This is a genomic window from Paenibacillus sp. Negev47 (genome assembly GCF_058313655.1).
This window is the reverse complement of the sequence record NZ_CM177754.1, coordinates 4,787,837-4,809,126: the sequence shown is the minus strand read 5'-3', so window position 1 is coordinate 4,809,126 and position 21,290 is coordinate 4,787,837. Positions and strand designations below refer to the sequence as shown.

At 46.3% G+C, this 21,290-nt stretch carries 24 protein-coding genes; 19 read left to right on the top strand and 5 right to left on the bottom strand.

Translation table 11 applies throughout. The features are described from left to right. Window positions 1–10: 10 nt before the first annotated feature. Entirely contained in the window at window positions 11–397 is a 387-nt protein-coding gene (locus tag AC4G47_RS21560; protein WP_491102577.1) for a cupredoxin domain-containing protein, read from the bottom strand. A 217-nt stretch (window positions 398–614) separates the two neighbouring features. Further along, window positions 615–974: a phage holin family protein gene (locus tag AC4G47_RS21555; RefSeq protein WP_036610114.1), complete on the bottom strand. Its 360-nt coding sequence runs from the start codon at window positions 972–974 to the stop codon at window positions 615–617. A 186-nt stretch (window positions 975–1,160) separates the two neighbouring features. Here AC4G47_RS21555 and AC4G47_RS21550 point away from each other — a divergent pair, with 186 nt between their 5' ends. The 4 genes from AC4G47_RS21550 (at window position 1,161) to AC4G47_RS21535 (ending at window position 6,051) form a co-directional block, all read left to right on the top strand. Further along, on the top strand, window positions 1,161–3,527 hold the full coding sequence (locus AC4G47_RS21550; RefSeq protein ID WP_491102576.1) for an endonuclease MutS2: 2,367 nt from the start codon (window positions 1,161–1,163) through the stop codon (window positions 3,525–3,527). Between the two features lie 71 nt (window positions 3,528–3,598). Continuing rightward, window positions 3,599–4,018: a DUF350 domain-containing protein gene (locus tag AC4G47_RS21545; protein WP_491102574.1), complete on the top strand. Its 420-nt coding sequence runs from the start codon at window positions 3,599–3,601 to the stop codon at window positions 4,016–4,018. Window positions 4,019–4,138: 120 nt separating this feature from the next. Continuing rightward, entirely contained in the window at window positions 4,139–4,705 is a 567-nt protein-coding gene (locus AC4G47_RS21540; protein WP_458126057.1) for a hypothetical protein, read from the top strand. 131 nt (window positions 4,706–4,836) lie between these two features. Further along, entirely contained in the window at window positions 4,837–6,051 is a 1,215-nt protein-coding gene (locus AC4G47_RS21535) for an MFS transporter (RefSeq protein ID WP_491102573.1), read from the top strand. A gap of 95 nt (window positions 6,052–6,146) precedes the next feature. Here the strand turns inward: AC4G47_RS21535 and AC4G47_RS21530 are convergent, their stop codons facing one another. After that, the gene (locus AC4G47_RS21530) at window positions 6,147–7,367 is read right to left on the bottom strand and encodes an NAD(P)/FAD-dependent oxidoreductase (protein WP_491102572.1); all 1,221 of its coding nucleotides are present in this window, start codon (window positions 7,365–7,367) and stop codon (window positions 6,147–6,149) included. 96 nt (window positions 7,368–7,463) lie between these two features. Here AC4G47_RS21530 and AC4G47_RS21525 point away from each other — a divergent pair, with 96 nt between their 5' ends. From AC4G47_RS21525 to AC4G47_RS21495, 7 genes are all read left to right on the top strand, one after another. After that, window positions 7,464–7,697, top strand: coding sequence for a hypothetical protein (locus AC4G47_RS21525; RefSeq protein WP_491102571.1), 234 nt, complete (start codon window positions 7,464–7,466; stop codon window positions 7,695–7,697). A gap of 46 nt (window positions 7,698–7,743) precedes the next feature. Beyond that, window positions 7,744–8,139: a spore coat protein gene (locus tag AC4G47_RS21520; RefSeq protein WP_491102570.1), complete on the top strand. Its 396-nt coding sequence runs from the start codon at window positions 7,744–7,746 to the stop codon at window positions 8,137–8,139. Between the two features lie 159 nt (window positions 8,140–8,298). Beyond that, a complete protein-coding gene (locus AC4G47_RS21515) occupies window positions 8,299–8,799 on the top strand; it encodes an Lrp/AsnC family transcriptional regulator (protein WP_024628343.1) in 501 nt (166 codons plus the stop codon). Between the two features lie 13 nt (window positions 8,800–8,812). After that, on the top strand, window positions 8,813–10,021 hold the full coding sequence (locus tag AC4G47_RS21510; RefSeq protein WP_458126062.1) for an aminotransferase class I/II-fold pyridoxal phosphate-dependent enzyme: 1,209 nt from the start codon (window positions 8,813–8,815) through the stop codon (window positions 10,019–10,021). 188 nt (window positions 10,022–10,209) lie between these two features. Beyond that, window positions 10,210–10,431: an aspartyl-phosphate phosphatase Spo0E family protein gene (locus tag AC4G47_RS21505; protein WP_176872852.1), complete on the top strand. Its 222-nt coding sequence runs from the start codon at window positions 10,210–10,212 to the stop codon at window positions 10,429–10,431. Window positions 10,432–10,600: 169 nt separating this feature from the next. After that, window positions 10,601–11,152 (top strand): hypothetical protein, encoded by a 552-nt coding sequence (locus AC4G47_RS21500; protein ID WP_458126063.1) that lies wholly within the window; start codon window positions 10,601–10,603, stop codon window positions 11,150–11,152. Between the two features lie 37 nt (window positions 11,153–11,189). Beyond that, on the top strand, window positions 11,190–11,732 hold the full coding sequence (locus AC4G47_RS21495) for a bifunctional adenosylcobinamide kinase/adenosylcobinamide-phosphate guanylyltransferase (RefSeq protein WP_145319813.1): 543 nt from the start codon (window positions 11,190–11,192) through the stop codon (window positions 11,730–11,732). An 87-nt stretch (window positions 11,733–11,819) separates the two neighbouring features. On the opposite strand, the gene AC4G47_RS21490 is transcribed toward AC4G47_RS21495, so the two are convergent. After that, the gene (locus tag AC4G47_RS21490; RefSeq protein WP_458126064.1) at window positions 11,820–12,431 is read right to left on the bottom strand and encodes a DedA family protein; all 612 of its coding nucleotides are present in this window, start codon (window positions 12,429–12,431) and stop codon (window positions 11,820–11,822) included. Window positions 12,432–12,579: 148 nt separating this feature from the next. Between AC4G47_RS21490 and AC4G47_RS21485 the strand changes: the two genes are divergently transcribed. The 8 genes from AC4G47_RS21485 (at window position 12,580) to AC4G47_RS21450 (ending at window position 19,892) form a co-directional block, all read left to right on the top strand. Continuing rightward, the gene (locus AC4G47_RS21485) at window positions 12,580–13,155 is read left to right on the top strand and encodes a cob(I)yrinic acid a,c-diamide adenosyltransferase (RefSeq protein ID WP_336760669.1); all 576 of its coding nucleotides are present in this window, start codon (window positions 12,580–12,582) and stop codon (window positions 13,153–13,155) included. Then, a complete protein-coding gene (locus AC4G47_RS21480; RefSeq protein ID WP_458126065.1) occupies window positions 13,152–14,135 on the top strand; it encodes an RluA family pseudouridine synthase in 984 nt (327 codons plus the stop codon). Before AC4G47_RS21485 ends, AC4G47_RS21480 begins: the two co-directional genes overlap by 4 nt. A 400-nt stretch (window positions 14,136–14,535) precedes the next feature. Further along, window positions 14,536–14,901 carry an arsenate reductase family protein gene (locus tag AC4G47_RS21475; RefSeq protein ID WP_458126066.1) on the top strand — a complete coding sequence of 122 codons (366 nt, stop codon included), beginning with the start codon at window positions 14,536–14,538 and terminating at the stop codon, window positions 14,899–14,901. A 140-nt stretch (window positions 14,902–15,041) separates the two neighbouring features. Beyond that, window positions 15,042–15,935 carry a 5'-3' exonuclease gene (locus tag AC4G47_RS21470; RefSeq protein ID WP_458126067.1) on the top strand — a complete coding sequence of 298 codons (894 nt, stop codon included), beginning with the start codon at window positions 15,042–15,044 and terminating at the stop codon, window positions 15,933–15,935. 5 nt (window positions 15,936–15,940) lie between these two features. After that, the gene (locus tag AC4G47_RS21465) at window positions 15,941–17,047 is read left to right on the top strand and encodes a phosphodiester glycosidase family protein (protein WP_458126068.1); all 1,107 of its coding nucleotides are present in this window, start codon (window positions 15,941–15,943) and stop codon (window positions 17,045–17,047) included. A gap of 30 nt (window positions 17,048–17,077) precedes the next feature. After that, a complete protein-coding gene (locus AC4G47_RS21460; protein ID WP_458126069.1) occupies window positions 17,078–17,764 on the top strand; it encodes an MOSC domain-containing protein in 687 nt (228 codons plus the stop codon). Window positions 17,765–17,836: 72 nt separating this feature from the next. Then, window positions 17,837–18,715: an ROK family protein gene (locus tag AC4G47_RS21455; RefSeq protein WP_491102567.1), complete on the top strand. Its 879-nt coding sequence runs from the start codon at window positions 17,837–17,839 to the stop codon at window positions 18,713–18,715. A 175-nt stretch (window positions 18,716–18,890) separates the two neighbouring features. Continuing rightward, a complete protein-coding gene (locus tag AC4G47_RS21450; RefSeq protein WP_491102566.1) occupies window positions 18,891–19,892 on the top strand; it encodes an HRDC domain-containing protein in 1,002 nt (333 codons plus the stop codon). A gap of 70 nt (window positions 19,893–19,962) precedes the next feature. Here AC4G47_RS21450 and corA read toward each other — a convergent pair whose 3' ends face one another. After that, window positions 19,963–20,898, bottom strand: coding sequence for a magnesium/cobalt transporter CorA (gene corA, locus AC4G47_RS21445; RefSeq protein WP_062833460.1), 936 nt, complete (start codon window positions 20,896–20,898; stop codon window positions 19,963–19,965). Window positions 20,899–21,290 lie beyond the last annotated feature (392 nt).

Here is a 21,290-nt window from a genome sequence, read left to right as displayed (position 1 = left end):
GTCTTGAATACTATTCTTCAACGATAATTTTGGAGATCATGCTGCTGTGTCCGGAACCACAGAAGACCGAACAGGACATTTCAAACTCACCGACTTTGTCCGGGGTGATCACTTTGGAACTATTTCTGGTGTCGAGCGTAAGATTCAGCTCAGGCACGAGAATACCGTGGTTTCCGTTTACATTTTCATAAACAATCTTAACCGGGACACCTTTTTTAAGATGGTACTCGGGTTGATCAAATTCGTAGTTGCTTGCCTTGATGACCAATTCTTCACTGGCTGTAACGCCAGCATCTGACCCGTTGCTGTCAGAGTCTGCGGACTGATTTGCTCCACCGCATGCAGCGAGGACCAGAATTAACATACAGGCAGCAAGCCATGCTATGCCTTTCTTCATCATGTGCCTCCTTAGGGTAATATGGGGAAAATGTGAATGATTGCTCCAGTCATCATACCGCAATATGTGGATGCCTGTACACGCTGCGTATGTCGTTTTTTTGAAAATTGTATGTGTTTGTTGCACTATCGTTACGGCCCGAATGAAATAAACCTCTTCCGGCAAAGGCCTTCAGAGGTTTAGGAGTATTCATGCACACGAAAAGGAGAAACTGATATTAGCTTTTGGAGCTTCGTCCGGCATCAAAAGGGGTGGATACGGGGATGAACAGATCGATAATCCCGATAACCAATGCGGCCAAGATGGCACCGAGCAGGCTGACCTCAACATGATCTACAACATATTGACCTAGCCAAATCACCAGTGCGCTAACGATAAATCCGACAATACCGCGACCGAAGGGGTTGACCCTTTTGCCGAAGATACCTTCAACGATCCAGCCGAGCAGGGCGATAACGAGAGCAAGCAACAGAGCGCTCCAGAAGCCTCCAACGGCGAATCCGGGAACGATCCAGCTGACCACCATTAATACAATTGCGGCGATAACAAATCGCACAACATGTCCCAGAAAATTCATGGTGTTTACCTCCTTTTATTCGGATTGAACTGAGCAGGGTTCTCCAAGGGTTTGGAGAGGTTGCACAATCCTGACACCTGTAGTTTGTGGTGCTATGGTTGAAGTTATGTGTGGAAGGATTCGTTAAATAGCGCAAGAAAGTTTCTTTCGTTATAATACAGATATAGTTTGGAAGGAGTTGTACACTTGGACACGAAAATTTTACACACACTGGAATATCGCAAGATTTTAAATACATTGCTTAGCTTTGCCCAAACTACGATGGGTAAAAAGAAAGCGGAGCAACTTGAACCGATCAGTGAGCTTGAAGAAGTGAAGCGGTTGCTGCAGCAAACCGATGAAGCATTCACATTTGATCGTCTGAAAGGCTCGCCGTCTTTTGGAGGGATTGTAGATATTACGGCCTCAATCAAACGTGCTGAAATTGGAGGAACGCTTAATCCTCACGAACTTTTGGGAATATCCAATACGACCTTTGCTGCACGGCGTTTGAAACGCCTGATCGCCACTCTGCATGAAGATGAGACGATTGAATCCTTGTTTTATATCAGCGATCAACTGTCAGAGCAAAAAACGCTTGAGGATGCCATCAAAATCTGTATCGACGATAATGCAGAAGTTGCCGACAGTGCAAGCTTAACGTTGGCGCAGATTCGTCGTGAGCTTAGAGGCGGAGAAGCACGGATTCGCGAGAAACTGGATTCCATGATTCGATCCTCTACCGTATCCAAGATGTTGCAGGATCAGCTCATTACGATCAGAGGGGACCGTTTTGTTATCCCGGTGAAAGCGGAATATCGTTCGTACTTCGGTGGGATTGTGCATGATCAATCCGGTTCAGGTGCAACATTGTTCATTGAGCCGGAATCCATCGTTGCAATGAACAACAAATTGCGCGAGACCCGGATTCGGGAAGAACGCGAAATAGAAATCATTTTGCAGAAATTGACGGCGCTTGTCAGCGAACAGGGAGAATGGCTGCTGTATGATGTCGACTTGCTGGGATCGCTTGATTTTATCTTTGCCAAAGCACGCCTGGCTCGTGAGCTAAAGGCAACGTTGCCACGCATGAATGACCGCGGATTCCTTAAGCTCAAGAAAGGGCGTCATCCGCTGATTCCGATTGAAAATGTAGTCCCAATTGACATTGAGCTGGGCAATGATTACACTTCCATCATCGTGACAGGTCCGAATACGGGTGGTAAGACGGTAACGCTCAAAACAATTGGATTGCTGAGCCTGATGGCAATGTCCGGTTTATTCGTTCCGGCAGAGGATGGCAGTCAGCTATGTGTATTTGATGCGATCTACGCCGATATTGGTGACGAGCAGAGTATTGAGCAGAATCTGAGTACCTTTTCCAGTCATATGACAAACATCATTCGCATTCTGAAAAATATGACACCGAAAAGCTTGGTATTGCTCGATGAACTTGGAGCAGGAACTGATCCGGCTGAAGGTTCCGCACTGGCGATCTCTATGCTGGAGCATATGCACCGGACGGGATGTCGCATGGTTGCAACTACCCATTACAGTGAACTGAAAGCATACGCATACGAGCGTAAAGGCGTCATTAATGCCAGTATGGAATTTGACATCAATACACTGAGTCCAACCTATCGCCTTCTGGTGGGTGTACCAGGACGAAGTAATGCATTTGCCATTGCAGAGCGTCTGGGGCTGCCGGGTTACATTCTCGACTACGCTCGTGGCGAAGTGAAGGAAGAGGATCAACGGATCGAGCACATGATTGCTTCTCTTGAAGAGAACCGACTTACGGCAGAGCAAGAGCGTGAGAAGGCGGAGATCTTGCGTCAGGACATGGAGAAATTACGCAGTCGGCATCAGACTGAACTGGAAAAGCTGGAACAGCAGCGTGATCGTCGGATTGAGAAAGCAGAAGAAGATGCACGGGGCATTGTGGACAAGGCTCGTGCGGAGGCGGAAAAAATTATAGCAGATCTTCGCCAGCTGGCTATGGAAGAAGGTGCTTCCGTGAAGGAGCACAAACTCATTGCTGCCCGCAAACAGCTGGACGAAGCTGAACCGGAGAAACGCAGGAAAACCATCAAGAAGACGGCGGCAGCACCGAAGACTCGTGCCATCGGTCCTGGTGATGAAGTGTTAGTCTATAGTTTGAATCAAAAAGGCCATGTTGTGGAGATGTCGGGTAGCAAAGACGCCATGGTGCAGCTGGGGATCATGAAAATGAAAGTCTCTCTGGATGACCTGGAACTGCAGCAATCGGCTCCGGCAGCCAAACCGAAGCAAAAACCGGTAACTGGTATGAAACGCACGCGTGATGACAATGTGAAGAGTGAACTGGATCTGCGTGGTACCAACCTGGAAGAAGCCCTGATGGAGACAGACCGTTTCATTGATGAAGCTTTCCTCGCCAACCTGGGCCAAGTATATATTATTCATGGTAAAGGTACAGGGATTTTACGTTCCGGGATTCAGGATTACCTGCGTAAGCATAAACATATTAAAAGTTACCGGCTGGGCAATTACGGAGAAGGCGGGAACGGTGTAACCGTTGCAGAATTGGAATAGCCGGACCATGAATCAATGATATTCTGCGGCCTTATTCATGAAGGTCGCAGATGGGGAGAGGGGAACGGTGCGTGAAAGAAAGCATTGACCAATTGCTGTCTCATCCCTTGGGGATGGTACTCGGTTTTTTCTCGGTCGCGATTATGGAGCTGCTTTTATTTCTGGCTTGCTTCGAACTGGTGACCAAATATAAATGCTGGTCGGAGATCAAGAAGGGCAATGTGTCTGTTGCCATGGCGACAGGAGGCAAGATCTTCGGAATCTGTAACGTACTGCGTTTCTGCATACAGGCTAAATCTTCGGTGTACGAAGCCATGACGTGGTCAATTGTTGGGTTCTTCCTTCTGCTCGTTGCCTATTTTTTGTTTGAATTCCTGACACCCGTGTTCTCCATTGATAAGGAGATCGAAGCGGACAACCGAGCTGTTGGATTGATATCCATGGTTATTTCCATCTCATTGTCGTTTGTTATTGGCGCGAGTATTATCTAGGAGGACCGGTCATGAAGATATTGATACGGATTCTGTTTGCGGCTTCGATTGTGTTCTTTGCCATCGGTGTCATCTATGTAATGAATACATGATTATTTGAAAGAGAAAGGTTGATTCAATATGGAAACAACAGTATGCCCTTGGTGTCACACGGAGATTGTATGGGATGAGGAACTCGGGCCTGAAGAAGAGTGTCCATACTGCCACAATGAATTGAAGGGATATCGTACGCTCAACATTGACATCGGTGATGAAGAGCACGATGAAGCTGAAGACGACATTTATGATGTGGACCATGCAAACGATGAGAAACAGACTACGGATCTTTCAGATCTGTGGGGGGATGAGGTTGAGCTTAAACTGCCTGAGTTGCGAACATTAACCAAATACGCGGATGAAGGTAATGACCTGATTCAATATGAACAAGGTGTTCAGAAGCAACTTGATCATCAGGAAGAAGTGCCAGAGTGCCCGAATTGTCGGGAATTCATGATTCTCGCGGGCACTCAAGCTGCAACGCAGGATAACTTTACTTCAGTTGCTAACGCAGCTTCGGGTGAAGGCTCCCTACTGTCACCACCATTTACGGTTCAAACTTATGTGTGCTCGGGATGTTTCCAAGTTCAATATAGTCTATCTGAGAATGACCGTCTGCGTCTGATTAAGAACCTGAGTGCGCATAAATAGATAGCATTCGGAAATGCATACCAATTTCATAGCAATCCTGAAGATTTATCATGATTTCCTCTAGCTTGGGGCACGTTAACCCTGAGACCTACCTGTATACAGTTCACTTCAGGTGGATGAAGGAGGAGCAGATGAAGATTACTTTAGGCCGACAATCCATTCTGCTTTTGGGCGTGAATGGATTGTTTGCGTTAGCCGGAGCGCTATCGGGAACCTTTTTGAATGTGTTTCTGTGGAAAAGCCGTCCGGATTATGCCATGTTGGGTTGGTTCACAATCAGTCAGCAATTGGCCATTGGACTCACGTTCTGGCTTGCTGGCAAATGGGTCAAGGAACACAATAAAATGAGTGCTTTACGACTAGGTACTGCAATGTCCGGCCTTTTCTATATGGTTGTCCTCTGGGCCGGTTCCAAAGCTGTAGACTGGATTTGGCCTCTGGGCATACTCCTGGGTTGTTCTCTGGGGCTATTTTGGATCGCATTTAATGTCGTGTATTTTGAAATAACGGATCGGGAAAACAGAGATCTATTCAATGGCTGGGTCGGATTACTTGGCTCGATGACAGGAATTATAGGTCCATGGTTCTCTGGTCTAATTATTACCCGAATGACGGACAATACAGGGTATCGGCTCATATTTACGGTATCACTCGTCATTTATGTTATCGCGGTAGTCTTTAGTTTTTTTCTCAAAAAGAGAAAGGTAAGCGGTACATACCGCTGGTCTGAACCCTGGATACAGTTATCCAAACCGGATAGTCCCTGGAGGACCTTGGCTTTGGGTTTGTTCGCTCAGGGTGCGCGTGAAGGGGTTTTTGCCTTTTTGATTGCGCTGCTTGTATACGTGGCCACTGCACAGGAGTACAAATTGGGACAGTTCTCACTCATCACTTCTGCCGTGGCATTAATAAGTTATTGGGCAGTGGGGAAATGGTTTAAACCACAGTATAGATCGAGAGGCATGTTCATCGGAGCTCTGATTCTGCTGGTTGTACTGATTCCTCTTCTGTGGAAAGTGACCTATATTACGCTGTTAATCGTGGGGATTGGAAGTGCAGTTGCGATGCCATTGTATATTTTACCTATGATATCAGCGGGATTCGACATGATGGGTACAAGTGGCGAAAATGTGGAGAAAAGGGTTGAACTTGTCGTATTGAGAGAGTTATGTCTGATGGGTGGCCGTCTATTCGGGTTGACCATATTTATTGTAACGGTCTTGAATACTCCGTCCCTGCGCATGTTAACCTGGCTTATTATCGTTCTGGGTGCTTTCCCGCTGATCGGCTGGTTATTTATGCGTAAATTATTGAATCGGACAGAAGGTCAAGAGTCGTCGGGTTAGCAGTCTTTCAATATACAAACAGGGTACAATGCAGGGAAAGAGAGAACTTTCCTTGTACTGTACCCTGTTTGTATTTGTATTGGTTATGTAGTTGGTTATACAGGAGATGGTTTACTTGTGCGTGTAAGTGAGAATAGATCCATATCAGGGTTCTGCTTGCCCGTAATGGCATCCACAACAAGGGAGGCTGCAATCATACTGTATATGGTACCGTTGCCTCCATAACCTTCCACAAAGTACGAATTCGGATAATCTGGATGTGGACCGATAAACGGGAGACCATCATGGGTGCTACCAAATACAGCTTCCCAAGCGTAATCGACTTCGAGATCAGGTAATGGAAAATACTCGGCAATCTTCTGCAACAAAATCTCACCTTTGTGAACCGCCTTGATAGCCCGTTGTTCTTCTTGAGGACTATCCTCATCAAGTCCACCAGCCATTATTCTTCCGTCTGGAGTCGTGCGCATATATAGATAAGGTCGTTCGGTCTCCCATATCATGCACTGCTTATACCAGCTGCTAAGATCCTGTATTGGCTTGGTAGCTATAGCATATGTGCTTTGCAGGTATGCCCCTCTGTCCTTTTTGATTTCTTGTGTTTCATAGCCTGTTGAGAAAATAACATGTTTGGCACGTACAGTGCCATGAGGTGTGTAACATAGGACACCATTTCCATCGTAATCACAGTGGGTGAATTCACTATGAGCATAGACTTTAGCTCCTTGACGTGAGGCTGAGTGGAATAGTGAATGAACCAAACGATACGGATTAACCTCGGCATCCCCGCTTGTGTATAGTGCAGCGCGTCTGCTGAACGGGAACAGTGAACTGATTTTTTCCTGATTCCACAGCTCTACATCAAATCCATAATGTTTCAGGTTACGATATTCTTCCTCCAGCAACGGTACATCTTGCTCGTGACTGGCGCAATACAGACTTGTGCGAGGCACAAACCAAGGATCAATCTCAAGCTTCGAGGAAATTTTTTTAAGATGTTGCATGGCATCACGGCATAATTCGTAGAATCGAACACCGCGTTCTTCCCCAAATGTCTGGATACAAGAGGTGAGCGTTTTGTCGTTCGCATATTGGAGCAGGCCCAAATTTGCCATGCTGCTGCCATGACCGATATCTCTTTTGTCAATAACAACAGTATCAATCCCCTGATCTATCAGAAGCTTGGCAGAGAGTGCGCCTCCCAATCCACCGCCGATGACTAGGCAATCACAGGACAGATTTTCTTTCAAAACAGGATAATGGGGATGAGAATCAAAGGTGGTTGGCCAGAACGTTTCCCCGTTAATAAGTTCCATAATAATCACCTCTGTAAAATATAGTTGAAGTATACTTCTTCAGGTTAGGGTAACAATAAATTCGCAATAACTTTAGGTTAAGGAGGTCACACATACATGCAAAATTCACAAATGCAAGCACTGAGCCCCAAGGAACTGAACTATATCGCGGATTCAATTTCCAATGAGGAAATGCTGATCAAACAATGTGCAGCTACAGCTTCCATCACACATAATCCGCAAATTCAACAGGCACTGAATCAGTATGTTCACTCACATGAACAGCATCTGAGCACTCTTGTCAATGCGCTACAGCAACATCAATCTCTTGCACCAGCGCAATCCCAGTAAAGCTCAAAACAATGATAAGTCATTCCAAAGCATAGGAGGAAAATACGTGTACACTCAATCTTTGTCATCTGGTGGGAATTTTATGCAAGAACAAGACTTGTTGAAGTCGATTCTTGCAGATTTAAGACGAACTTCACGTGAATATACAACAGCAACTACTGAATCTTCCTGCCCCACAACTCGTAGAATGTTCAATGAGTTAACGAACGATACATTAAGATTACAAGGTGAATTGTTCAACCTGATGCAACAAAACAACATGTATTCCGCTCCATCCAAAGCACTTCGTCAGGATGTGGACAAACAAATCCAGTCTGCACAACAGACCCAACAGAAGTGTCAGCAATTCATTCAAGAAAAGAACATGCAGAACAGCTCATATAGCCAAGCTCCTAATGTGCCTCAGCATCAGCCGAATTACGGTAACCCTTATTACATGTAACCTGTGTATAAGAGGTTTGAGCACCTAACGATCCAGGCCCATACCACCGCTTGCCTGAATTCAGGGCAGGCGGTCTTTTGTCTTTGCATCAACGTTAAATTCATGTAATATAAGTATTAATTCATTTTTAGGAACCTGGATGACGCTGGAGGGAAAACCATGAAAGATTTGAACGATCTGCAATTAAAAGTTCTGGATCTTCTTAAGGAAGACGCGAGAAGGACTCCCGCACTGCTGTCGACGCTGCTGGGGGAGTCGGAAGACAAGATCAAAAACGCCGTGGCACAGCTTGAACAAGACCACGTCATCGTGAAATACGCAACCGTCGTGAACTGGAGCAAAATAGATGATGAGAAAGTAACGGCCCTGATTGAGGTGCAGATTACGCCGGAGCGTGGTCGTGGCTTTGAAGGGATTGCTGAACGCATTTATCTATACCCGCAAGTGAAGTCCGTATATCTCATGTCAGGTGCTTACGATCTGCTCGTTGAAGTGGAAGGTGGCAACCTGCGTGAAGTTGCTAATTTTGTGTCGGAGAAACTGTCTCCGATTGACTCTGTACTTTCAACCAAAACGAATTTTATTCTTAAAAAATATAAGCAGGACGGGATTATCTTTGAAGACCATCAGGAAGACAACCGTCTCATGATCTCGCCGTAAAGGAAGATGTGTCATGATAGTGAATGAACAGACAACCGGGAACAACAAGAAAATGACATCATATCTGGCACCTCTTGTGCAGCAGATACCTCCATCCGGAATTCGCAAATTTTTCGATCTGGTTGGAGACAACAAGGATATTATCACATTGGGTGTGGGTGAACCTGACTTTGTTACACCTTGGCATATGCGTGAAGCCTGTGTATACTCGCTGGAAAGAGGTATGACCAGCTACACATCCAACGCAGGCATGCCTAAGCTGAGAGAAGCCATCAGCGATTATCTGGATACACAGTTTGATACCAAATATGATCCCAAGGATGAGATTATTGTTACCGTGGGTGGCAGTGAAGCGATTGATCTGGCTTTGCGCGCATTAATTGTACCTGGCGACGAGGTTCTCATCCCTGAACCTTCGTACGTGGCTTATTCACCAATCGCTTCGATCGGTGGAGGTATACCGGTCGGTGTTGAAACCTATGCGAAAGATCAGTTCAAGCTAACGGCTGAAGCGCTTGAAGCAGGCATCACACCGAAGTCGAAAGTGGTTATTCTGTGTTATCCAAGTAATCCAACAGGGGCCATCATGACCTATGAAGAGTGGCTGCCCATTGCTGAAGTGATTAAAAAGCATGATCTGATCGTGATCGCGGATGAAATATATGCTGAATTGACCTATACGCAAAAGCATGTCAGCTTTGCAGCTATTCCGGACATGAAGGAGCGGACCATTCTGGTAAGCGGATTTTCCAAAGCTTTTGCAATGACAGGATGGCGGATTGGATATATGTGTGGTCACCCTGAACTTATTGCAGCCATGCTCAAAATCCACCAGTATACGGTAATGTGCGCGCCGGCCATGGGCCAGGTTGCTGCACTTGAGGCCTTGACGAACGGTCTGGGTGAGAAAGACCGGATGGTAGAATCATATAATCAGCGCAGACGTTTGATTGTGCAGGGGTTCCGGGATATTGGACTTGACTGTCATGAACCTCAGGGAGCGTTCTATGCATTCCCGAGTATTCAAAAGACAGGCATGAGTTCAGACCTGTTTGCCGAGCGATTGTTAACGGAGAATAAAGTTGCTGCTGTTCCTGGGAATGTTTTCGGTCCTCAGGGTGAAGGCTTCTTGCGTTGCTCGTATGCTACTTCCGTAACCCAATTGAATGAAGCATTGGAAAGAATCGGAAACTTCGTTTACAAATTGCAAAAAGAGGGTTAATACTAAATTAGAATCTTTTTACACAGATATACATTTTATCATTGTAAAAAAATAACTTTCTTTTACAAAATATTGTGATATAATTTCAATTTGAAATAAGTTTTCATATATTTGGAAACCATTTTTCCAAGGAGGGGTTGGCTTTGTTTTGTGTTGAATATGATTTACCGACTAATCGTGGGCACTATCTGGCAGAAGGCGATCATGGCGACCGATGGTCGGTGAAACCTGATAACGCATCCTTGCATGACATTTCCTTGGAAGATGAGATTCATATGCTTCGTCGCAAGATGGAACAGATCTTCCTTGAAGAGAAATCATTCACATCCGATATTGTAATTGAAATCAGCAGTTTGCTGGATTTAAAGATTAATGAATACATGAAGGCTAACCCGATCAAAGGGAAATAACGTTTTCGCTGGATTTTGAAACGTTTCATTAATCGAGTTAGAACAGGAGACCTGAGAGGGTCTTCTTTTTTGTGTGTAGAGCAAGGGATATCCCCCGATAAGCCAGGTTATTTTTTTGCGTGGAACAATTGTGATATATTGGACATAGGAGACTAAAGGGGGAACTGGAATGAAGAGATTTTGGGGGCTTACTGCGATCATTTCTGTGATTTTTTTGTTGGCTGGTTGTGGGGGTAAGGATGGATTTTCCGTTTTTATCATTGATAACCAAGGAAATCCATCTGTAATCTCGGAGCAGTTGCAGGCCAATCTGCAACAAAAACTGGGCGAGGAGCCCCAGGTGGAAGTGATCACCAGTGCAATGTATGATGTTCAGAAAATTATGGTAGAGTATGCGGCTGGAGGACATGATATCTTCATATTGCCTGAATCCGACATGAAACAATACGGAAGTAATGGCTCCAATGTTCCGCTTGATGATACCTTTGATCCCAAGAAGTATGAACGTGGTGTATTTGACGGTGGGGTCTTAGTGGAACAAGGTGAAGGAGATGCAGGTTCAGATCTCAAGCAAGAATCACATCTTTACGGCATTCCACTCGAAGACATGAAGATGTTTAAAGATGTAGAATATGCTGCAAGTAATCTGTTTGCCACCATTCCGGTATCAGCTTCCAATGTCGAAGAATCCAAAAAAGTGCTGAAGGCGCTAACAGAGTAAACGAAATACAGAATGGCTATGGAAGGAGGGAAGCGGATTGTTGATTACGGTCACAGGCGGCATAGGTAGTGGTAAAACCCGGTTTGCCCTCAAGTACGCAGCCGGCATTAGCCGGGAGGGCGTATATTTATCCACTGGTGATCATGATCCCGTTATTCCCGAATTGCCATCCGCTCATTATCGTGCCATTCATGCCGGGAACGGTCAGCATCTGACAGAGGTGATCACCCAGATTAATCGGGAATCCAATCTGTTTTTGGCGGATCAGCGAATTGTAATTGTAGACAGTCTTACCTCCTGGATGGCTGCCGGCTTCAGGGCCACAGAGGATCTGAATCACCAGCGTGCAGAGACGCAGCTTTTGCTTGATGCATTATTGTCTTATCAGGGGAAGTTGCTTGTGATTACCAATGAAATGCATGGCACATTGCATCCCACAGAGGAAGAACGAATATTTACAGCGAGAATGGCTTCGGTTAACCGGATGCTGCAGACACGTGCTGAAAAGATGTACATGCTGGTATCCGGTCTGGCTATCGATCTTAAGCGTCAGGGAATGCGAGATGAAGATGAACGGTAGCGAGATGACATAAACGGGTGATATGAAGAAGCCTCCTCGACCACGAAATGGTGGCAAGGAGGCTTTATTTATTGAGTCTGTCATTATTTATTTCTGCTTTTGGCTACGTCTGATCCACCAGATAATACATCCGATAACAATGATGGCCAAAATAACATACACGACAATGGAATAGACGTCCATAAAGTGCAAAATGCTCTCCCATGATGCGCCGAGCGCAGCGCCAACAGAGACAAGAATAATATTCCATACCAATGTACCAATGGTTGTAAAGAGAAGGAATAAACCAAATTTCATGTTGGACATGCCTGCAGGAATTGAGATGAGACTACGGACAAGGGGAACCATTCGACAGAACAATACGGTCCACATGCCATATTTGTCAAACCATGCATCGACACGGTGAATATCCTCTTTTTTGATGCGCAGAACATGTCCCCAGCGTTCCACAATTTTTTCAAGGCGTTCGACGTCAATGAGTAGTCCAATACCATACAGGAGCACAGCACCAAGGACGGAGCCGATGGTAGCGGCAATAATAACACCTGGAAGTGTGAGACTGGTATAGGTGGTCATGAATCCGCCAAACGGCAAGATGATTTCGGATGGAATCGGGGGAAATACGTTCTCTAAAGCAATAATAAGTGCAATGCCTATGTAGCCGTATTGTTCCATGAAATCGGTTATCCAGTTTTGCATAATCGTCTCCTTTACTTTTGGTTTCCTTCGATTTGTCGTATACTCGGCAGAGCACACCAATTCTTATATACGTGTAAAGCGATAGACTGGTTTCTGAAAAAATGGCATTCTCGTATTCATGATTAAATTAACAATTGGAGGGATTACGGTGGGGATATATACACGAACAGGTGACGAAGGACAGACTTCGGTCATCGGTGGACGCGTCATCAAGGATGATGATCGAGTTGAGGCCTACGGTACGATTGATGAACTGAACTGTTTTGTCGGTCAGGCGATCAGCCTCATTGATTCTGCTCAAGGGCAATTCGAAGATCTGCGCGAACATCTGCTGGAAGTCCAGCAGGAATTGTTTGATTGTGGGTCCGATCTGGCCTTCGTGAAGATTAGTGAAACCAAATATAAGGTAAGAGATGAAATGGTCACGCGTCTGGAACAATGGATCGACCAGTATGATGCTGAGAATCCAAAAGTGGAACGATTCATTATTCCTGGTGGCAGCCCGCTGTCTTCCGCCCTTCATGTGTGCCGTACCGTATGTCGCCGCGCAGAACGTCGCACGGTAACACTGGGACAACATACGGACATTAACCCGTCTGTACGACGGTATTTAAACCGACTGTCTGATTATTTCTTCGTGGTTGCACGGACGGCCAACGCAAGACAACAGGTGGCTGATATTGAATATGTGCGGAGCAAAAAAGTGTTCCGCCGCAAAGAATGAGCCACTACTATTCGCCGATTGTCTACACGGTGACCGAACAAGAAGATGGCTGGCTGCTGAAGACCGTGCTTCAGCGTCGGTTGCTGGTGTCGCGCAAGCTTCTATCCAAAATCAAGCTGACCGAGCAAGGTGTCATGCTTAATGGAGAACGTGTATACATTAGCGTCAAGGTAGCTGCGGGCGATGTCGTTGAAGTTCGGATGGTGCAAGAGGAATCAGATGATATATTGCCTGAACCTATTCCTTTTACCATTCTGTATGAAGACGAGCACTTGCTTGTTGTAAACAAGGATGCGGGCATCATTGTTCATCCGACACATGGGCATTACACAGGTACTTTGGCGAATGGCGTCGTTCATTACTGGAAATCAAAGGGCGAGCGATTCCGGTTCAGACCGATTCATCGGCTTGATCAAGAAACGTCAGGAGTACTAGCGATAGCCAAGAATCCCTATGTGCATCAGCATGTGTCTGAACAGATGATCGCTGGAACAGTGGACAAGAAATATATTGCACTTGTGCATGGTAGCCCTGTACCGGAACAAGGGTCAGTGGATGGACCGATTGATCGTGATCCTGAAGAGCCACACCGCAGAATCGTGACACCTGACGGATATGCAGCAAGAACGCTGTACACGACCTTAACACGTTGGTCAGGGGGCAGCGCCAGTGCGATAAGCCTCAAGCTGGAAAGTGGCAGAACCCATCAGATCCGGGTACATATGACGTCCATCGGCTGTCCATTAATCGGCGATCGAATGTACAAGACACTACCTGTGCACGAGATCGATGAGCAGACTTTGGCTGTTCGGGAGGAACGAGAAAGCTGGATCGAACGCCAGGCATTGCATGCCTGTGAATTGACGTTTGACCATCCAATTCTACAGGAACGCATGACGTTCCAGGCTCCTTTTCCAGCAGATATGGCCGCGCTTGAGAAGCGTTTGAATGATGAGGCAGCTCCCAGAGAAGAACTGTAGAAGCTGCGACGAGGCCTTAGATCTGTACCTTGTGTCGCATTTTTCTAGCAATGGCCAGTCCTGCTTGGGACAACGCTGTTTGCTAACCTATGTGAGGGATGCTTAATGCACCTGAACAGCATGCCGTAGGCTAATCTTTACGGTTTCATGGTTTAATGTATTGATGATGTTTATATTTTCATGTTAAATCTTATAAGATCTCAAATCTTTAAAAGCTTTTAAAGATATTAAAGCTGTAAGATTTTGATCCCAAAAAATATAGCGAATGTGTGTTTTTGATCTCATTCGCAAAAATCAGTAAAATTACATGGCGATGGTATCGATTTGGAGCGACTTTTGGATTTGCGAAGCAAACCAAGGGAAGCGAGAAGTCGAGACCGGAGCAAAGGAGGAACACAACATGAGCAACTTAAAAGTATATCATTATGCCAAATGCGGGACATGCCGCAAAGCTGTAAAATGGCTTGAAGCTCAAGGACATGAGCTGGAGCTAATCCCTATTTTCGATACACCGCCATCGGAAGCGGAATTAACCGAGCTGATCCAACAGAGCGGACTCGAAGTGAAGAAGTTCTTTAATACGAGTGGGGAAGTATATAAAGAACAACAATTGAAGGACAAGCTGCCGGGCATGTCTTCTGATGAGCAGATTCGTTTGCTGGCTTCGAATGGTCGTCTGATCAAACGCCCGATCGTTACGAATGGAGAAAAGGTGACCGTTGGATTCAAGGAAGAAACGTATGAGCAGGAATGGAATAACGCATAAGCTTTGGTGATTACCGGCCTTGAATTGTTCAAAATTCAGGGCTTTTTTGGCTGAACGATGGTTGGCGGAACTATGCTATAATGATAGAATTAGTTTCGATAATTTATATGCTAGATTTAGATAGGAGAGAACAAATTCAAGTGAATCAACGTAATGAACCTACTTTGTTGCTGGTAGACGGTATGGCGGTGTTGTTCCGTGCTTTTTATGCGACATCTGCGAGCGGATATATCAGACGTACAAAGGCAGGATTGCCTACCAACGCAGTCTACGGATTTATCCGTTATTTCTGGGATGCGGTTCAGACTTTTGGGCCAAGTCATGTTGTATGTTGTTGGGATATGGGCGGTAAGACGTTCCGCGGTGAAGAATATGCAGCTTACAAAGGCAACCGGGCCGAAGCTCCGGATGACCTGATTCCCCAGTTTGCCCTGATCCGTGAAGTGATGGATAGCTTGGGTATTCCGAATATAGGTGCACAAGGATTCGAAGCCGACGATTGCATCGGAACACTTGCGAAGTATTACACCGAAGAGACAGATATGAATGTAATGGTACTGACGGGTGACCATGACATGCTGCAACTGATTAATGACCGCACGAGTATCATTATTATGAAAAAAGGCCATGGCAACTACATGGTGTATAACCCTGAAACGCTCATGGCAGAGAAACAACTTACCCCTCGTCAAGTCATTGACATGAAGGGTCTGATGGGAGATGCCAGCGACAATTATCCCGGAGTGCGGGGAATTGGTGAGAAAACAGCGTTGAAGCTTGTACAGGAGTACGGTTCTATTGAAGGGATTCTGGGCAACATGGACAAGCTTACCCCTTCGGTGCGTAACAAGATTGAGAATGATCTGGACATGCTTCATCTGTCCCGCAAACTGGCAGAGATTCATTGCGCTGTTCCGGTTGCCTGTGCGCTGGATATCTGTGAATTGCGTCTTGATCCGGATATGGTGATGGACAAGTTTGAACAACTTGAGATGAAGAGCCTTGGCTCTTGGATGGGAGTGGCAATAGGGTGAGCAACATGCAGAACGTACGAACAGGCAAAAAGTGGTGGACAGGGGCTATGGCCCTCGTCCTGGCCTTGCCCGTGATTCTTTCGGGAGCAGTAAGTGCGCCACAGACAGTGGATGCCAAAGCAGCAATTAGCACCAAAGTACAGAAAGTAAAAGCAGCAGGACGCAATTTTACCGTGCAGACGGTTACGATTCCAAAAGGAACACCGGTTACTGTGGGACTTGCGAAGAAACAAGTTGGCCAGACGGCAACACTGCCATCGATTGTGAAAGCCTATGGCGCACAAGCAGCCATTAACGGAGCATTTTTTGAAGCGTATAATGGAGCACCAGATCCATATGGCATGTTAATAGCAAATGGCAAGGTCATACATATTGGAAGATACGGAACATCTATCGGATTTAAGGAAGATGGCTCAGCGATTATGGATTCACTTCAGGTGAGCCTGACAGGTAAAGTGACAGATACGAAAGGCAAATCACGCAGTTGGTATGCGACCTTTATTAATCGAACGCCTTCAGCGAATGCCAGCATTACAATGTTGTATACGCCTGAACGAGGTGCGACAGTCGGATTCAAAGGTGGTACTGCGGTTGTCATGGAGAAGGGGATTGTGACCAAAAAGGTGCCAAACACCAATGTAGCGATTCCTAAGAATGGCTCGGTGTTGGTCTTCACCGGCAATCAGAAATCTTCTTCGGACCGTTTCACTGTTGGCTCAACCGTAGAAATGAATTATAAGTATACAAATGCAGCAGGCAAAGAGATCCCATGGCAAGATGTAGTGACCGCTGTTGGAGCAGGACCACGTCTGGTCAAAGACGGTAAGGTAGCTGTAAACCCGGCGAGTGAAGGTTTCAAGGATGCCAAGATTCTTACCGCGTCCGGAGCCAGAAGTGGTATCGCCATCATGGCGGATGGTTCCGTAATGCTGGCTACTGTTTCCGGAGCGACAGTTAAGGAGTGGGCAGCGGTGATGCAGAAACTTGGTGCCAAACAGGCCATGAATCTGGACGGAGGTGCATCCTCAGGCATGTATGCCGGGGGTAAAATGCTAACTTCTCCGGGCCGACTCTTGAGTAATACGCTGGTATTTGGTGGCTCTGTGCGTTAAAAGAAAGTGATTATGGGAGGTATGATGCAAATGACACTCACATCTGATCAAAAGCTGGGGGAAGGCAACACAGCTGTTCTGGCTATTAATGTAGGACTGCCGCGGCCGCTCCCTGGGCAAAAGCGTGAAGTGATGAGCGGCATTGTGAAACATCCTGTATCCGGCGCGGTTTTCCTGTCATTCACTGGAATGACAGGGGATGCGCAGGCGGACCTGGTGCATCATGGCGGACCCGACAAGGCCGTTTGTGTATACGATTACAGTCGTTATCCGGCGTTAGAACAACGGATGGATCGCAAGCTGGACTGGGGAGCTTGTGGTGAAAATTTGACGGTTGAGGGCTGTGCCGAAGAAGATGTCCGAATTGGTGACGTGTACGAGTTGGGCGAGGCTACAGTGCAGGTCAGTCAGCCCAGACAACCATGTTTTAAGCTGGGTGCACGGTATGATTATAAGGAGCTGCCTGTATATTTTCAGGAGAGTGGACATACCGGCTTTTACTTTCGTGTACTGCAAGAAGGGGAGGTACGGCCTTCGTCGATATTTCGACGAATCAGCACTGATCCATCATCCATGACGGTTCTTGAAGCCAATCGAATTATGCATCAGGGGAAAGAAGATGCCGAAGGGATCCGGGCACTGCTGGCCATTTCTGCACTGTCAGACAGCTGGAGGCAGACGTTAATGAAACGACTGTCCAAGCTGGATATCGAGTAGCAGGGTAATTATAGTGTCATCCAGTAAGGAACGATCAATCCTTTTTTAAACTAACTTGGGAGTGTGACTAACATGACGATCTTAGGCGCGATTGAAGCAGGCGGAACCAAATTTGTATGTGGTATTGGCACGGAAAATGGAGAAGTTCTTGAACGCGTAAGTTTTCCAACGACGACACCGGAAGAGACAATGGCTCAAGTGATTTCTTTTTTTGAAGGCAAAGGCATTGAAGCGCTGGGCGTAGGTTCATTTGGCCCGATTGACCCGATTGAAGGAAGCCCAACGTATGGTTATATCACAACAACACCCAAACCACATTGGGGACAGTACAACCTGATTGGCAAGCTCAAGGAGCATTTTGATGTACCGATGACATTTGATACGGATGTGAATGGTGCTGCACTTGGAGAAGCAACCTGGGGCGCTGCACAAGGTCTTGAGAGTTGTCTGTATATCACTGTGGGTACAGGCATTGGTGCAGGCGCTGTGGTTGGCGGTAAAATGGTCCATGGATTGTCACATCCAGAGATGGGACACATCATTGTGCGCAGACATCCGGAGGATACATACGAGGGTTTCTGTCCGTATCATGGGGACTGCCTCGAAGGTCTTGCAGCTGGCCCGGCCATCAACAAACGTTGGGAGCAACCGGCTTATGAACTGCCCGCAGATCATAAAGCATGGGAGATCGAAGCACATTACCTGGCACATGCACTGATGAATTATGTTCTGATTCTCTCTCCGCAGAAAATCGTAATGGGTGGCGGAGTAATGAAGCAGGAGCATCTGTTCCCGATGGTTCGTAGCAAACTGCAGGAGTTGCTTGCTGGATACGTTCAGCATCCAGCAATTCAATCTGACATTGACCAGTATGTTGTTTCACCAGGACTTGGTGACAATGCAGGGCTGTGTGGTTCGCTGGCGCTTGCCAAGTTGGCATTGAATATCTAGATCAATAAGGGATTGACGAAATTTACCATTGTGGTATGATATGGGCAACAGTATAGTACGGTTAATGAGGAAGCACCTCTCTTGCATGGATTTTGCAGGAGAGGTGTTTTTTGTGCTGCCTGTAGGTAGCAGATCTAACTCGTATAAGCTGAATATTCTAAGGGAGGGAACGAAAATGGAAGTTATTTTTATGAACAGATTGTCCAGAATGTCAGATCAGAACGCAGAGTATGCGCAGTTATGGATTGGGGAAGAGGAAGATAGCTGGCAACTGGGATGGAGCCGCTACGAGGAAGGTGAGCGAGAGGACAGCATCTGGTTCCAAGGAACTTCCTGGGAGGAGCTGCTTCATATCTACCGTCATCAGCTTGCCATACAGATGAGCGAAGGATACCGACCGCAGCTGCAGGGTTTATTTCACGAGAATGATGATCTGAAATCACGCAGTTATGGTGGTCAGCGACTCCATTGCTACAGTGAACTATACGGCAATGAGCAGTTATATACGGATCTGTGCACGTGGCGCAGGAAGAGAGCAGTATCTGACCGGAAGGCACCCTATTTTATTGCAACGAACCGTCTGCTGCGTTTGATCAGTGCCTTTGTTCCGCAATCGATGGATGAACTCATGCAACTGCCTGGCGTAGGGGAGAGCAAAGCGACCGAGTATGGTACGGAGTGGATGGAGATTACGAATGGATTGGAGCGTTCAACAACGTTCCCGCTGGATTGGGTATACACAGCTCTGAAGGAAGAAGAATATGAAAGCTGGTTATACAAGCAGAGAGAGCAGAAGTACAAGCAGGAACTCGACAAGTTCACCACGCGTAAGCAGGTGCTTGAGGGCATGAAGGACGGGCATACGTTAGAAGAGATTGTTAATCGATCCGGATTATCTCGACGCGAATTGATTGAGCTGTTGGAGACACTGGATCTCGAAGGTTATGACACCGATTGTCTTCTGGATGTGGAGCTAGCAGTTATGCCAGAGAACGAACAAGAGGCCGTATGGAGTGCGTATGAGGAGCTGGGAGATACGTTCTTGAAGCCGGTATTACATAAGGTGTATGGAGGAGAGAAGCCCGACGGAGGAAGTCTGGAGCAGGTCTATGAAAGACTGCGCATGATTCGAATCCGCTTTCGTCGGCACGCAGAGACAGAGCAGCATGTTGGTTAATGATCGGAAATGAAAAAAGACGAGGCGTTTCTCCCGGAGGAGCGCTTCGTCTTCGTTATTTCATACGAGTTCATACCCAGTCTTTTTTGCGGAAAATAAAGAACATGCTCAGGCCCAGCGTTACCATCAGGCCAATCACAACAAAATAGCTGTATTTCCAGTTAAGTTCTGGCATATTCGTAAAGTTCATACCGTATATACCGGTAATGACCGTCAGCGGCATGAAGACCGTAGTAATGGCGGTAAACACACGCATGATCTCATTCGCCCGGTTCGCAATACTGGATTGATAGGCTTCTCGCAAGTTACCCATCAGGTCGCGGTATGTTTCAAAGGTTTCAGATATTTTTACGGCATTCTCATAGATGTCACTGAAATATTTTTGAAGTTGATCATCAATGAGACGCAGATCTTTTTTGTTAAGGGTGTTAATGACCTCTTTCTGAGGTCCGAGCACTTTTTTCAGCCACAGAATCTCACTGCGTAGCCCGATGATTTCATTCAGATGAGACTTTTTGGTGTGCATCAGAATATCTTCCTCAAGCTTCTCGATCCGAGCTTCAATTCGGTCACCTACGGTGAAATAATTATCAACAATCAAGTCAACCAGCAGGTACAGCAGACGATCGGGTGTACTGATTTCCTGTTCCCACAGGATGGGTTTTAATGTGCGCAATTCGCTGACCTTCTGTTTCGTAACACTTATAATGAAATGTCTGCCGAGGAACAGGTTGACCGCACGTAGAAATATCTCTTCATCATCAAAACGAATGCTATTAATCACAATAAAATAATGGTTCTCATATATCTCAATTTTCGGACGTTGTTCTTCGTCACTGAGACAGTCTTCCACAGCCAGATCATGCATTAAGAAGAGCGGTTGAAGTACCGCCAAATCGTCTACATCCGCATCAATCCAGTAAAATCCTTCCGCTGGTGGAGTCAGCGCCTGCTGAATGTCGTCCACCGGAATAAATACACCGTTGTTAACCAACCGGATTTTCATCGTTAATCTACTCCTTCTGCACCCGCCAACCTGGCGGATATTATCATTATGGGCGCAAAAAGAACAAATCAGCCGGTCGGCAGCGGAGCCTGGAGATCAGGGCTGCGTTCACTTTATAATCAAACGGAAGTTACGTCCCGCTGCCGGCATGCTGATGTCAATTCTCTATGCAGTTTGTCGGAATTCGGCTGCCAGTCAGGCCTCGGGTCGCCATCCATTTAATATGTCACCTCTCACATAAGGGTTTATAACACCTTGTTTAGTATACCGCTGGTACAAGGTGCTTTCAAGCGCAAAAATGTGTCTATTTCGCGCTCTGAGGCAGTGTATGACAACGAATGATGAACGGTTCCGATCTGGAAAGCAGACATTGAACTGCAACTTGACGTGAG

What these genes read in the sequence shown, in the direction of transcription:
- AC4G47_RS21560 (WP_491102577.1), bottom strand. Translation starts at nt 397, where the DNA reads ATGAAGAAAGGCATAGCATGGCTTGCTGCCTGTATGTTAATTCTGGTC.
- AC4G47_RS21555 (WP_036610114.1), bottom strand. Translation starts at nt 974, where the DNA reads ATGAATTTTCTGGGACATGTTGTGCGATTTGTTATCGCCGCAATTGTA.
- AC4G47_RS21540 (WP_458126057.1), top strand. Translation starts at nt 4,139, where the DNA reads ATGGAAACAACAGTATGCCCTTGGTGTCACACGGAGATTGTATGGGAT.
- AC4G47_RS21535 (WP_491102573.1), top strand. Translation starts at nt 4,837, where the DNA reads ATGAAGATTACTTTAGGCCGACAATCCATTCTGCTTTTGGGCGTGAAT.
- AC4G47_RS21530 (WP_491102572.1), bottom strand. Translation starts at nt 7,367, where the DNA reads ATGGAACTTATTAACGGGGAAACGTTCTGGCCAACCACCTTTGATTCT.
- AC4G47_RS21525 (WP_491102571.1), top strand. Translation starts at nt 7,464, where the DNA reads ATGCAAAATTCACAAATGCAAGCACTGAGCCCCAAGGAACTGAACTAT.
- AC4G47_RS21515 (WP_024628343.1), top strand. Translation starts at nt 8,299, where the DNA reads ATGAAAGATTTGAACGATCTGCAATTAAAAGTTCTGGATCTTCTTAAG.
- AC4G47_RS21510 (WP_458126062.1), top strand. Translation starts at nt 8,813, where the DNA reads ATGATAGTGAATGAACAGACAACCGGGAACAACAAGAAAATGACATCA.
- AC4G47_RS21500 (WP_458126063.1), top strand. Translation starts at nt 10,601, where the DNA reads ATGAAGAGATTTTGGGGGCTTACTGCGATCATTTCTGTGATTTTTTTG.
- AC4G47_RS21490 (WP_458126064.1), bottom strand. Translation starts at nt 12,431, where the DNA reads ATGCAAAACTGGATAACCGATTTCATGGAACAATACGGCTACATAGGC.
- AC4G47_RS21480 (WP_458126065.1), top strand. Translation starts at nt 13,152, where the DNA reads ATGAGCCACTACTATTCGCCGATTGTCTACACGGTGACCGAACAAGAA.
- AC4G47_RS21475 (WP_458126066.1), top strand. Translation starts at nt 14,536, where the DNA reads ATGAGCAACTTAAAAGTATATCATTATGCCAAATGCGGGACATGCCGC.
- AC4G47_RS21465 (WP_458126068.1), top strand. Translation starts at nt 15,941, where the DNA reads ATGCAGAACGTACGAACAGGCAAAAAGTGGTGGACAGGGGCTATGGCC.
- AC4G47_RS21460 (WP_458126069.1), top strand. Translation starts at nt 17,078, where the DNA reads ATGACACTCACATCTGATCAAAAGCTGGGGGAAGGCAACACAGCTGTT.
- AC4G47_RS21455 (WP_491102567.1), top strand. Translation starts at nt 17,837, where the DNA reads ATGACGATCTTAGGCGCGATTGAAGCAGGCGGAACCAAATTTGTATGT.
- AC4G47_RS21450 (WP_491102566.1), top strand. Translation starts at nt 18,891, where the DNA reads ATGGAAGTTATTTTTATGAACAGATTGTCCAGAATGTCAGATCAGAAC.
- corA (WP_062833460.1), bottom strand. Translation starts at nt 20,898, where the DNA reads ATGAAAATCCGGTTGGTTAACAACGGTGTATTTATTCCGGTGGACGAC.